We start from the raw sequence: 11,837 nt of genomic DNA on the forward strand, positions 1-11,837 counted from the left end.
GAACAACAATCTTCCCATAATAATAAGAACGCTTGTTTAACAAGTCTTAGAAAAAGAATTAAACCACCAATTTTGGTGGTTTTTTCTTTTCTAAATCAGTAACTTACACACCCATTCCTTAGATAAAAATTGCAAAATTAATACTAGTAGTTTTGAATCAATTCCCATACACTGCAATTAGAGAAAAAAAAGTCCACTCTAAAAAACAAGGGTGCTTCTTAGCCTATTCAATGCTAAAAAATATGCCTTTAGGATGACTTTTACAATCTGTTGCAATTAGACACTAAGAATTTAGTTGATCTTTGTGTCATATTTCCTTTTTATATATACAAAGGAAAACCTACTCAGCGAGGAGATGAAATATGCTGACGCGTTTGGAAAAAGCTCAACAAAAGTGGGGCGGTAGTCACTCTGTAATCGACAAATGGCTTACAGAACGTCAAGAGCTGCTTGTGTTGTTCTGCCGTATTGCAGGCTTTTCACCGTATGAAAAGAAAGATCACGCCCTTCCTGATCAACTGCAAATTCAAAACTTTTGCCAAATTCTGATGGATTACCTTTCTGCTGGCCATTTCGAAATTTACGACGACATTGCCAAAGCGTGTGAAGAAAAAGGCCCTGATAGCCAAAAGTTGGCTAATACCTTATATCCTCGCATTTCTGAAACCACAGATGTAGCACTCGATTTTAACGACAAATACGCAGAAGTAGAGCAAGACGACCTGCTTGATGAGTTTGATAAAGACTTATCAACGTTAGGTGAAGCCCTTGAATTACGCTTTGAATTAGAAGATGAGTTAATCGACAACTTATATTCAAATCACACCAGCTAACATCAGTTACACAGCAGAGAAATACTCTCTGCTGAAAGTTACTTTTTGCCATCTCCAAAAGAATCATCTATTCCATTTCGTAACAAATATTTGAAATATTTTTTTCAATGCGATACTCATACTATAAAAACATGAGGCTCGCTATGAATAAACGGTCATTTTTAAAGTCACTCTCAATCCTTGCAGCAGGCGCAAGTCTAACATCAACTCCCTTAATGGCTGCACAAAATAGCAGTACCCAAACATTAATAAAACCAAAAATACTGGCAAAGGGAGGCACTATAGGTGTGTGCAGTCCATCAGCAGCCACCGCGCAGCAGGCTGATATCGTACTAGCAAAGGGCGTTATAGAAGCATTAGGCTACAAGGCTAAGCTTGCACCAAACATTCTGGCAAGACGAGGGCACTTAGCTGGCACAGATGCAATGCGAGCTGGCGATTTGAATAGCTTATTCAGTGATAAAGAAGTTGATGCCATTTTGTGCTTACGTGGAGGTTCAGGGGCCGCCCGTATTTTACCTTTGCTTGACTACGCGATGATCCGTAACAATCCAAAACCACTGATGGGGTATTCGGATATTACTGCTCTGCACAACGCGTTACTCTCTCAAGCTGGATTAATCAGCTTTCATGGCCCAAATGCATCAAGTGACTGGAACCCTTTTCATGTAGCGCAATTTAAGAACATGTTCGAAGCGCGTAAGCTGATGTATTTCCAAAACTTACCAAAAGCCGAAGATGAGTTAGTTAACACACAATATTTGACCCAAACGATTACTCCAGGTAAAGCTACTGGACAATTAATAGGTGGCAACTTAACGGTGCTGACTGCCCTTGCAGGTTCGGACTATTTACCTGACTTTAATGGCGCAATTTTATTTTTAGAAGATATCGATGAAGCACCGTATCGAATTGACAGAATGATGAGTACACTAAAACTCATGGGCGCACTTGATAAGATTGCAGGCTTTGTATTTGGTGATTGTAATGACTGTAGGCCTGGCCGAGGTTATGGCTCATTAACCCTTGACGATATTTTTGCAGATTATATAAAACCGCTGGGAATTCCTGCTTATCGTGGAGCCATGATTGGCCATATTAAACGCCAATTTATTTTACCTGTTGGCACTTTGGTTGAGCTTGATGCAAATAACGGCACATTAAAAATGAAAGAAGCGGCATTTAGTTAATAAACTTCACGCGTAAAAAAAGGGCCTATAGGCCCTTTTCTAGTGAGTTAAATATTACTCAGCTGGAACAGCTTTATCATCGCTTTGGATTTCAAGTAATTCTACTTCGAAAACAAGCGTTGAGTTTGCTGGGATCTTACCAAGATCACGCTCACCGTATGCAAGATCAGATGGAATCGTGAACTTGTACTTAGAGCCAACTGGCATTAATTGTAAACCTTCAGTCCAACCAGGGATCACACGGTTAAGTGGGAACGTTGTTGGTTCGTTACGTGAGTAAGAGCTATCAAATTCAGTACCGTCAATTAAAGTACCTTTGTAATGTACTTTAACAACGTCAGTTGCTACTGGCTTTTCGCCTTCACCTTCAGTGATTACTTCGTACTGTAAGCCAGACTCAGTTACAGTAACGCCTTCTTTCTTCGCGTTTTCAGCTAGGAATTTCTCGCCTTCAGCTTTGCTCTTTTCAGCTTCTACTTTCGCTTTTTCTTCTTGCTTGGTACGAATGCTTTGATCAAGCGCCGTTAATACTTCACGAATTTTTTCGTCATCAAGTTTAGCGTTACCTGCTAGTGCGTCTTCAAAACCACGCTTAAGAAGTGCTTCGTCTAATTCAACACCCAGTGCTTTTTTATCTGCAAGATCTTGGTTTAGGAAGTTACCAACCGACGCACCAATACCGTATGCTTGTTGTTGAGCTTCAGTCTCTAGTTTAACTTCAACTTGCTGTTCTTTTTTTGCTTCCTGATTACAAGCTGTTAGCGCTAAAACTGACGCTGCAATCAATGACAATTTAATCGTCTTTCTCATTTTATATCTCCGACACACTTTGCAGTTGTCAATTATTGTATTATTACTAGTTAAAGATTAACGACCTACATGGTAGGCTGCTTGTCTAATAACTAACGTCATGCAATTGCATGATCAGCGATTAGACTAACAACCTAGGCCTTCAACGAGACCTAGTCTAACCTCTCAATCACTAAGAGTTAAGGGGAAATACTCGTAATATGTCGATATTTCGTACTTTTTTGTATCTGCTCAGCCTTTGCTTAGTTGCAGGCTGCTCTGAGCAACATGAGCAATCTACTGCACGCTATGAGCATGCGGCTAGAGGAGCATTTGCTTCCGCGCTTTCGCACGATGGCAAATACAGCCTAATCTCATCAATACACCATGGGGTTGCACTGTGGGATAATCAACAGCAAGTGTTAAAATACCAATGGTTCCAACAACAAGCTCAAGATAGCCTCGTTCACACCGTAGCTCTTTCTTACGACAATAGCCATGCTGTTACCGCCGAGAAGTCCACATTCGCAGTGTGGGACATTGCTACGGGAAACAACACAGGTTATTACAAAATTCACGCCTCAACCATTAGGGATATCGCGATAAGTAACCAAGGGCGCAGCGTATTATACGGCCGCGCCGACGGTGTAGTCGTTTACCTCGACTTAGAGAGTGGAAGGCGCATAGAGTTCCTTGGTCATCAAGAAAAAGTTAATGTTGTTGACCTATCACCTAACGGCCACTACGCCATCAGTGGTTCAAATGACTACGTTGCTTACTTTTGGGATACTCGTACAGGGCAGGTGATCCATCGCTTTAATCATCCAAGTCGCGTTACTCAAGTCGCCCTTGATCCACAAGGTCGTTACGCATTTACCGCAGATAGTATGAAGCAAGCAAATGTATGGCGGCTGACTACAGGTGATCTTGTTAGCAAACTGGCGTATATTGCGCGTCAGAAAATTTTTACCGCCGTCCGTTTTAACGATGAAGGCACTTTAATTGCCACCGGTTCACCCAATCGATTAGTCGATTTATGGCAGCTTGAGTCTGGTAAAAAATTACAAACGTGGCAAGTTATTCCTCGTGAAGGAAGCCGCCCGAAATCAGCCGTGGTGTTAGATGTTGCGTTTACTGATAACAACCAAGCGTTATTAACCGAAAGCTCCAGCGGATTCGCTGAAAGTTTTAATCTAAGAGAATCAAATGAATACAATTGAAAATCGTCTAATGGAACTTGAAGCGAAAGTCGCTTTTCAAGATGAAACAATTGAAATATTGAATGATGAGCTTAAAGCGCACCAACAGCAGTTGGCAAAAATGAAACGCCAGACTGAGTTACTTGCAGAGAAGATCAAAGAATCACAACAGCCTTCTTTGATGTCGCAAATGCAAGAGCCGCCACCGCCGCACTATTAATTAGGTAGGATAGAGCCGGGAATTAATCGCCCGGCTTAAATACACCAATCACTTGCTCAAATTGGCGTGTTGAGGCTTGCACAGCCTGTTCTGGTTGCGTCATTTTGTGGCCACACTGTACGCACTCCACTTTTTCCACATCATGTTCTTTATAAAGCATCATGGTGTCCATAGCCTTACACTCAGGGCATGATGCGCCAGCAATAAAGCGTTTCTTTTGTCTCATAGATGATCTCCCGTGGCATGTAGGTGGCTATTTTAGCCTAATAACTCTCTGTTTGATACGATTGCGAAGCCTAATGTGATCCGTGTTATGATAGCGGCAATTTAATTAGTGCTGTACAAGTAAACTTTCATGATCCAAATTTCAGACATCGAACTTCTACGTGGTGGTAACGCCTTATTAAAAGGTGCCTCTGCAACCTTATTCCCAGAGCATAAAGTCGGCCTTGTTGGCGCTAATGGCTGTGGTAAATCAACGCTGTTCGCGCTATTAAAGTCTGAATTGCAACTCGATGCCGGTGAATGCCAAATTCCTAAAGACTGGTCAATAGCCTCTGTAAAGCAAGAAACACCCGCGCTCGAAATCAGTGCCCTCGATTATGTATTACAAGGCCATCCTGAATATTACGCGCTAAGAATTGCACTACGCGAAGCTGAGCAAAATAATGATGGCGATGCGCAAGCTAAAGCACATATTGGCCTAGAACATATTCAAGGCTACAGCATTGAAGCAAAAGCCGGCGAACTGTTACACGGTTTAGGTTTTAGTAATGAGCAAATAGACAACCCGGTGAGCGCCTTTTCGGGTGGTTGGCGTATGCGCTTAAACTTGGCGCAAGCGCTTATACGTGATGCCGATCTGTTGCTGCTGGATGAACCAACCAACCACTTAGACCTAGATGCCGTGTATTGGTTAGAACGTTTTTTACGGGCCTACACAGGCACTCTGGTGCTCATTTCCCATGACAGAGAGTTCCTCGATGCCGTGGTTGACCAAATTTGGCACATAGACTCACAAAAAATAAACGTTTATAAAGGCAACTACTCGCAATTCGAACGTCAAAAAGCAGAGCGCTTATTACAACAACAAGCGATGTTCGAAAAACAACAAGAACAGATTGCTCACCTTGAAAAGTTTATTACTCGCTTTAAAGCAAAAGCCAGTAAAGCTAAGCAAGCACAAAGCCGCGTAAAAGCGCTAGAGCGTATGGAAAAATTGGCCCCAGCCCATGTTGACTCACCCTTTGATTTTGAGTTTGCTGAGCCAACGGCCCTGCCAAATCCATTAATGACACTCGACCAAGCCAAAGCAGGTTATGGCGACATCACCATTTTACATAGCATCAAGCTAAATCTTGTTCCCGGTAGTCGCATCGCCCTGCTTGGCCGTAATGGCGCGGGTAAGTCAACACTCATTAAATTATTAGCCGGCGATTTACAGCCTCAAGCTGGTGAAGTATTTCAGCATCAAGGCTTAAATATTGGTTACTTTGCTCAGCATCAGCTTGAGTCACTTGATTTAAAAGCCAGTGCTGTGACCCATTTACAACGTTTAAACCCGCAAGCTCCAGAGCAATCACTGCGTGACTTTTTAGGTGGCTTTGCTTTTTTTGGTGATAAAGCACTTGAGCCAGTTGCGCCATTTTCTGGCGGTGAAAAAGCCCGTTTAGTATTAGCCATGCTGGTGTATCAAAAGCCAAACCTTCTGTTACTGGATGAGCCAACTAACCACCTAGATTTAGAAATGCGCCATGCCCTAGTGATGGCACTACAAGGCTTCGAAGGTGCTATGGTTACCGTATCGCACGACCGTCATATGCTAAAAAATACCGCTGATGAGTATTACCTCGTTGATAACGGCGAAGTAACACAATTTGGTTATGACCTTGATGCCTATTACCAATGGCTACTCAATGCTAACAAAGAAGCTGCTAAAAGCACTGAAGACAATGCCTCTAAAGCACACTCAAGCGTTAACCGTAAAGAGCAAAAGCGCTTAGAGGCAGAATTTAGAAAGTCAGTACAGCCGTTGAAAAAGCAAATCGAAAAGCTTGAAAAGCTACTTGATAAGTATTCTACAGAGCTTGGAGAAATCGAAAATGCACTTGCTGACAATGACTTATACAATGATGAAAATAAAGCCAAACTGACAGAGCTGCTTAGTAAACAAGCAAACTTAACCCCGAAGCTAAATGACGTTGAAGAAGAGCTACTCATGGCACTTGAAGAGCTTGAAGAAAAAGAGCAGGCCTTTGCCGATGAAAACGCTTAACAGCGAGGAATTTTGGCAGTTTGCATGTCAGCTTTACAGCAAAGATGGCATGCAAACAAAGCTACTAGACTATCAAAACCAGCAAGGCAAAAATGTGAACCTTTGCCTACTGCTTTATTATCTGGACTCATTAGAGCTTGCTGTAACCCCACCTCAACTAAGTGAGCTTGAGTCATGCATAGCCGAGTTTGACCAGCACGCTTTACAACCCTTACGTGCAACACGCGCCTACCTTAAAACTATACAAACCGAGCTTCCAGACTACCCCACTATTCGCAAAGAGTTACTCAGCGCAGAACTCAAGCTCGAAAAACAGCAACAACAATTACTTATAAACACATTAAATAGCATGGCACTCTCTCGGTGTCCTAATACTAACAATATAATGCTATATATAAGCGATAAGCGATAAGCGATAAGCGATAAGCGATAAGCGATAAGCGATAAAATTTCTCCTACCATTTAATTAAAAATCAAGCTAACAACATTAAAAGACCATCCAATCGCTCTGCTTAACTCTCAACGCCCCCATTAAACTTGATCCAAATCAACTATTAAATCGCCTTAGTTAGCATCAGGAAAATTGCTTGATCTGGATCATATCAGCCGTCCTCAAGCCAGCCTATGATTAACTCATAGACATTAGGAGGCACAACCATGAACGTATTCTTCAGAGATTTTTTTAGCGACCCAGTTTTATTTATGTCATTCGGCATTTTGGCAGTTGTTATCGTTTTATGCCTTTTCTATGTTGGTTACTTTATTAAAAAAGTTCACGACGCAGAAGTTCCTAAGTAAGAATTAAGCACGACGCACAAAGCCCCTATTCAATTTATTGTTTAGGGGCTTTTTATTTGTATATAGCAAAAATCTCGCAGCGGTTCTCAAAAAGCAAAAACTTGCTACAATAGGCGCTTATTTTGTTTCGAAAGTGTCAGCTATGTTACCTGAGTTTAAGCCTGCGTGGTGGATGCGCAATCGCCATTTACAAACCATAATGCCGCGCTTTTTTCGCCCTTTTCATAATACCCGCTACGACTTATCGACAATCGATACCCCTGATGGTGACTTTTTAGAACTAGCTTGGGCAATCCCTCATAACGAACAAGCACCACTCGCCATTGTATTGCATGGTTTAGAAGGCAACATAAATAGTTTTTATGCTAAAGGCATGATGAAAAAACTAAAGCAGCAAGGCTTTGCAGTGGTGTTAATGCATTTTCGAAACTGCTCACGCGAAGTTAACCGTTTAGCACGCGCTTATCACAGTGGAGAAACAGAGGACCTACGCTTTTTCATCAGCCACCTTAAGAGCAAATTTCCAAAACGCCCGCTTTTTGCTGTGGGCTTTTCATTAGGTGGTAATGTGCTTGCAAAATATTTAGGTGAGCAAGGTGCTAAATCGAACTTAACAGGCGCAGCAGTTGTGTCTGCGCCATTTGACTTGTCATCGTCTTGTGAAGTTATTCGCAAAAGCTTGGGCAAAATATATCAAAAGTATTTGCTCGACCGTATGAAAAAATCAATGCAAAGAAAGCTGCCACAAATCGAACAGCAAATTAACTTAACACCTGAAAAACTAATGGCGATTGATGACTTATGGCAATTCGATAACATGCTCACAGCACCACTACATGGCTTTGCTGGCGCTGAAGATTATTATCAACAAGCTAGCGCAAAACCATTTTTGAAAAGCATTGCAACGCCTACGCTTATTGTGCACGCCAAAGATGACCCTATGTTATCAATAAAAGCTGTGCCAGATAGCTTAGATGTGAGTGAACATGTTACGCTGCGCATCTCTGAACAAGGTGGTCATGTTGGCTTTATTAGCGGCAAAAACCCTTTTAAACCCAAGTATTGGCTTGAAAGTATTGTTCCAGAGTATTTTCAACAATTAATTAAGAAAGAGCAGCTATGATCATTCCTCACGACCGCCTTGATAAAGAAACCCTACATAGTTTAATCGAAAGCTATGTTTTACGTGAAGGTACTGATTACGGCGAACAAGAGTTTAGTATTGAAAGCAAGGTCGCGCAGGTTCACCAACAACTTAAAAGTGGTGAAGCTATGGTGTTTTTTTCTGAGTTACATGAGTCAGTTACGATTATCTCTAAAGCTGAATTCATCGCTTTGCAAGCCGATCCAGAGTACCAAGCGTCGTTTAACGACTAAACTTGTAAGTTATACAGTAACCCTTCACAATGACTTTTTAACTTAAAGAGCCATTAAAAATGAAAAAACTAAGCTCACTGGTTGCTGCGGTTTCTTTGGCCCTGATTGGTCAAGCAAACGCAGCTCAGGTTACTGCATCAGATAAAGCCATTAAGCTGGCAAAAGACACTATTTTAATCGATACCCATATCGATGTGCCTTACCGTATTCATAACAAATGGGCAGATGTAACAAAAGCCACAAGCGACGGAGACTTTGATTATCCACGTGCAGTGCAAGGTGGTTTGAATGCCCCTTTCATGTCAATTTACATTCCTGCAAACCTAGAGTTTGAAGGCAAAGGTAAGAGCTATCAATTAGCAAATCAGCTGATCGATTCTATGGAAGCCATTGTGCAACGCGCGCCAAATAAGTTCGCTATTGCAGACTCTACTGCCGATATTAAAGAGCAATTTAAACAAGGCAAAATGTCGATTGCTATGGGTATGGAAAACGGCTCGCCTATCGAAGGCGACATTAAAAACCTTAAGCATTTTTATGAGCGTGGCGTACGTTACATCACTCTAGCTCACTCACAAAGCAACCATATTTCTGATTCATCTTATGATATTCGTCGTAAGTGGAAAGGCCTGAGCCCATTTGGTAAAGAACTAGTAAAAGAAATGAACAACATTGGTATGCTAGTTGATGTTTCGCATATTTCTGATGATGCGTTTTACCAAGTAATGGAAATTTCAAAAGTACCAGTGATTGCTTCACACTCGTCACTTCGTAAGTATACGCCTGGTTTTGAGCGTAATATGAATGATGACATGCTATTGGCGCTGAAAAAGAATGGTGGGGTTATTCAAATTAACTTCGGCTCAAGCTTTGTTACAGCAAAAGCTGGCTCTTGGTACGATCAACTAAAATCTGCAAAAGCCGATAAGAAAAAAGACGGTACTAAACTAAGCAAAGATTTTGACGCAGCTTATCGTGCTAAAAACCCATTCCCATTTGCAAGCTTAGAGCAAGTACTTGATCACATTGACCATGTAGTTGAACTAATTGGCATCGATTATGTGGGTATTGGCTCAGATTACGATGGTGTAGGCGACTCTCTACCTACTGGCTTAAAAGATGTGTCTAGCTATCCGAACCTAGTGCAAGGTCTAATGGACCGTGGTTATAGCGATAAAGACATCAAAAAGATTTTAAGTGGCAATATGCTACGCGTATGGCAACAAGCCGAAGCATACGCAAAAGCCCATTAATCAGCTTTAACTCTATTTAAAAGCGCAGCTAACTAGCTGCGCTTTTTTATCAATATAAGTAATTGATAATACAAATAGCCTGTTTTAATCTGCTAGTATTACAAAGCAATTTGGGTGATGTGATATGTCGACTTGGCAAGGGAATATTGCGTTGGTTTTTGCAAGCATTGCACTGGGCTTATCAATTTATAGCCAAACAAAATCAACTCCTACTGACAAACCTTTTCTAATTCAACCAGCAAAATCTAGCTTAAAAGAGTTAGCTATTCCTGAGCAAGACCGAGAAAATCTCATTGCTTTACATGGCTATATTTTAGACCTAGAAACACGCATTCACGAGCTTGAGCATCAAACTCCAACCATTGCTCCTGAGCTACTTGCCTCATTGGTAAAGCAAGCAATCGAACAACAAGAAAGTGAGCGACGCGCCGAGATTGAAAAGAGAAACCCTGCTCTTGGTTGGCTAAGTAATTTACCTGACGACTACCGCGAACGCATTAAAGCAGACCCACAATATGCTGACTCTTCGATAAATGAAGCACTCGCAACATTGCTTAATTTAAGCAAATCAGAAAATGAGCGTTTAGCAGCATACGGCCAACTAAAAATGACCTTAAGCATGCTCAGGCGCGACCTAGATGAAAGCCAAGCAAATGCAGTAATCGATGCCATGATAAGCATCAGTGAATACACTAATGATGCCAAGATCCGAGTTAGTGCCCTAGAGAGTTTATCTCGGCAAACAAACGTTTCGCCAAAACTCGCTGAGCATTTTCAGAAGTTACTACAAACGGACGATAATAATTATGTTCGCAATATTTCTGCCACTGCACTGATTGGACAATTTTTCCGTGCAATGCGAGACGGAAATAATAGTTTCGCCACCGATTTAGCAGAACGAATAACTACTCTTGAAAATAGCAGTAATGCAAAAGTTGCCGAAATTATGGCTGAAAATCTAAAAAGCCCACGCTTAAGAGAAGAGCTAGACAAAGCGTTAGGGAAATGAAAAAGCGGCTTAAAGCATGCAGCTGATAGCTTTTTCACCCATAAAAAAACCCGAGATTAAGCTCGGGTTTTTCTTAATGCTTGATGCATTACTATAGTTGATTACTCAACGATAGTTGCAACAACACCAGCACCAACTGTACGGCCTCCGGCTCATCACAGAGCTCTTTGCCTTCAAGCTGCGGGAGTTTCACTCCCGAACTCCCCGCTTTCAGCCTTCACGGATAGCGAAGCGTAAACCTTCGTCCATTGGGAGTTTGAAGGCGGCAGATTAGTCTTTCACTCTAAACTGCTTAAAACTTACAGCTGATAGCTTTTTCACCCATAAAAAAACCCGAGACTAAGCTCGGGTTTTTCTTAATGCTTGATGCATTACTATAGTTGATTACTCAACGATAGTTGCAACAACACCAGCACCAACTGTACGGCCACCTTCACGGATAGCGAAGCGTAAACCTTCGTCCATTGGGAGTTTGAAGGCGGCAGATTAGTCTTTCACTCTAAACTGCTTAAAACTTAAAGCTGATAGCTTTTCTTCACCCATAAAAAAACCCGAGACTAAGCTCGGGTTTTTCTTAATGCTTGATGCATTACTATAGTTGATTACTCAACGATAGTTGCAACAACACCAGCACCAACTGTACGGCCACCTTCACGGATAGCGAAGCGTAAACCTTCGTCCATCGCGATTGGGCAGATTAGTTCTACAGTCATCTTGATGTTATCACCAGGCATTACCATTTCAACGCCGTCTGGTAACTGTACGTCACCTGTTACGTCAGTTGTACGGAAGTAGAACTGTGGACGGTAACCTTTGAAGAATGGAGTGTGACGACCACCTTCATCTTTAGAAAGTACGTATACTTCTGAAGTGAACTTCGTGTGTGGAGTGATT

General features: G+C 41.7%; 13 protein-coding genes and 2 pseudogenes. 11 read left to right on the forward strand and 4 right to left on the reverse strand.

The window, feature by feature from the left end; genetic code table 11:
- Positions 1 to 362 precede the first annotated feature (362 nt).
- On the forward strand, positions 363 to 833 hold the full coding sequence (rsd, locus tag L1D46_RS17480) for a sigma D regulator (RefSeq protein ID WP_130050294.1): 471 nt from the start codon (positions 363 to 365) through the stop codon (positions 831 to 833).
- 143 nt (positions 834 to 976) lie between these two features.
- Positions 977 to 2,023, forward strand: coding sequence for an LD-carboxypeptidase (locus tag L1D46_RS17485; protein ID WP_239977953.1), 1,047 nt, complete (start codon positions 977 to 979; stop codon positions 2,021 to 2,023).
- A 54-nt stretch (positions 2,024 to 2,077) separates the two neighbouring features.
- Here L1D46_RS17485 and fkpA read toward each other — a convergent pair whose 3' ends face one another.
- Entirely contained in the window at positions 2,078 to 2,833 is a 756-nt protein-coding gene (gene fkpA / locus L1D46_RS17490; protein ID WP_130050293.1) for an FKBP-type peptidyl-prolyl cis-trans isomerase, read from the reverse strand.
- Positions 2,834 to 3,033: 200 nt separating this feature from the next.
- On the opposite strand from fkpA, the gene L1D46_RS17495 reads away from it, so the two are divergent.
- Together L1D46_RS17495 and L1D46_RS17500 are read left to right on the forward strand one after the other, a co-directional pair.
- Positions 3,034 to 4,032, forward strand: coding sequence for a hypothetical protein (locus L1D46_RS17495; protein WP_130050292.1), 999 nt, complete (start codon positions 3,034 to 3,036; stop codon positions 4,030 to 4,032).
- On the forward strand, positions 4,019 to 4,231 hold the full coding sequence (locus tag L1D46_RS17500; protein WP_130050291.1) for a SlyX family protein: 213 nt from the start codon (positions 4,019 to 4,021) through the stop codon (positions 4,229 to 4,231). Before L1D46_RS17495 ends, L1D46_RS17500 begins: the two co-directional genes overlap by 14 nt.
- 22 nt (positions 4,232 to 4,253) lie before the next feature.
- Here the strand turns inward: L1D46_RS17500 and L1D46_RS17505 are convergent, their stop codons facing one another.
- Complete coding sequence (locus L1D46_RS17505; protein ID WP_054562906.1) at positions 4,254 to 4,457, reverse strand: YheV family putative zinc ribbon protein; 204 nt, start codon at positions 4,455 to 4,457, stop codon at positions 4,254 to 4,256.
- 129 nt (positions 4,458 to 4,586) lie between these two features.
- On the opposite strand from L1D46_RS17505, the gene L1D46_RS17510 reads away from it, so the two are divergent.
- The 7 genes from L1D46_RS17510 (at position 4,587) to L1D46_RS17540 (ending at position 10,943) form a co-directional block, all read left to right on the forward strand.
- On the forward strand, positions 4,587 to 6,506 hold the full coding sequence (locus L1D46_RS17510) for an ATP-binding cassette domain-containing protein (RefSeq protein WP_239977954.1): 1,920 nt from the start codon (positions 4,587 to 4,589) through the stop codon (positions 6,504 to 6,506).
- Positions 6,493 to 6,918 (forward strand): TIGR02444 family protein, encoded by a 426-nt coding sequence (locus L1D46_RS17515; RefSeq protein WP_167658446.1) that lies wholly within the window; start codon positions 6,493 to 6,495, stop codon positions 6,916 to 6,918. The genes L1D46_RS17510 and L1D46_RS17515 overlap by 14 nt, the downstream gene beginning before the upstream one ends.
- A gap of 245 nt (positions 6,919 to 7,163) precedes the next feature.
- Positions 7,164 to 7,304: a DUF3149 domain-containing protein gene (locus tag L1D46_RS17520; protein WP_074989877.1), complete on the forward strand. Its 141-nt coding sequence runs from the start codon at positions 7,164 to 7,166 to the stop codon at positions 7,302 to 7,304.
- A gap of 142 nt (positions 7,305 to 7,446) precedes the next feature.
- Entirely contained in the window at positions 7,447 to 8,427 is a 981-nt protein-coding gene (locus L1D46_RS17525) for a hydrolase (protein ID WP_130050288.1), read from the forward strand.
- A complete protein-coding gene (locus tag L1D46_RS17530; protein ID WP_239977955.1) occupies positions 8,424 to 8,681 on the forward strand; it encodes a YheU family protein in 258 nt (85 codons plus the stop codon). The genes L1D46_RS17525 and L1D46_RS17530 overlap by 4 nt, the downstream gene beginning before the upstream one ends.
- A gap of 59 nt (positions 8,682 to 8,740) precedes the next feature.
- The gene (locus L1D46_RS17535) at positions 8,741 to 9,934 is read left to right on the forward strand and encodes a dipeptidase (protein WP_130050286.1); all 1,194 of its coding nucleotides are present in this window, start codon (positions 8,741 to 8,743) and stop codon (positions 9,932 to 9,934) included.
- 124 nt (positions 9,935 to 10,058) lie between these two features.
- The gene (locus L1D46_RS17540) at positions 10,059 to 10,943 is read left to right on the forward strand and encodes a hypothetical protein (RefSeq protein WP_167658449.1); all 885 of its coding nucleotides are present in this window, start codon (positions 10,059 to 10,061) and stop codon (positions 10,941 to 10,943) included.
- A 384-nt stretch (positions 10,944 to 11,327) separates the two neighbouring features.
- Here the strand turns inward: L1D46_RS17540 and L1D46_RS17545 are convergent.
- Positions 11,328 to 11,414: pseudogene (locus L1D46_RS17545) on the reverse strand (elongation factor Tu); the annotation flags it as partial.
- Positions 11,415 to 11,545: 131 nt separating this feature from the next.
- Positions 11,546 to 11,837: pseudogene (gene tuf / locus L1D46_RS17550) on the reverse strand (elongation factor Tu); the annotation flags it as partial.

The sequence above is a fragment of the Pseudoalteromonas sp. Isolate3 genome (assembly GCF_022398505.1).
GTDB classification, from domain to species: domain Bacteria; phylum Pseudomonadota; class Gammaproteobacteria; order Enterobacterales; family Alteromonadaceae; genus Pseudoalteromonas; species Pseudoalteromonas apostichopi.

Coding starts and splice junctions, on each gene's coding strand:
- rsd (WP_130050294.1), top strand. CDS start 363: ATGCTGACGCGTTTGGAAAAAGCTCAACAAAAGTGGGGCGGTAGTCAC.
- L1D46_RS17485 (WP_239977953.1), top strand. CDS start 977: ATGAATAAACGGTCATTTTTAAAGTCACTCTCAATCCTTGCAGCAGGC.
- fkpA (WP_130050293.1), bottom strand. CDS start 2,833: ATGAGAAAGACGATTAAATTGTCATTGATTGCAGCGTCAGTTTTAGCG.
- L1D46_RS17495 (WP_130050292.1), top strand. CDS start 3,034: ATGTCGATATTTCGTACTTTTTTGTATCTGCTCAGCCTTTGCTTAGTT.
- L1D46_RS17500 (WP_130050291.1), top strand. CDS start 4,019: ATGAATACAATTGAAAATCGTCTAATGGAACTTGAAGCGAAAGTCGCT.
- L1D46_RS17505 (WP_054562906.1), bottom strand. CDS start 4,457: ATGAGACAAAAGAAACGCTTTATTGCTGGCGCATCATGCCCTGAGTGT.
- L1D46_RS17510 (WP_239977954.1), top strand. CDS start 4,587: ATGATCCAAATTTCAGACATCGAACTTCTACGTGGTGGTAACGCCTTA.
- L1D46_RS17515 (WP_167658446.1), top strand. CDS start 6,493: ATGAAAACGCTTAACAGCGAGGAATTTTGGCAGTTTGCATGTCAGCTT.
- L1D46_RS17520 (WP_074989877.1), top strand. CDS start 7,164: ATGAACGTATTCTTCAGAGATTTTTTTAGCGACCCAGTTTTATTTATG.
- L1D46_RS17525 (WP_130050288.1), top strand. CDS start 7,447: ATGTTACCTGAGTTTAAGCCTGCGTGGTGGATGCGCAATCGCCATTTA.
- L1D46_RS17530 (WP_239977955.1), top strand. CDS start 8,424: ATGATCATTCCTCACGACCGCCTTGATAAAGAAACCCTACATAGTTTA.
- L1D46_RS17535 (WP_130050286.1), top strand. CDS start 8,741: ATGAAAAAACTAAGCTCACTGGTTGCTGCGGTTTCTTTGGCCCTGATT.
- L1D46_RS17540 (WP_167658449.1), top strand. CDS start 10,059: ATGTCGACTTGGCAAGGGAATATTGCGTTGGTTTTTGCAAGCATTGCA.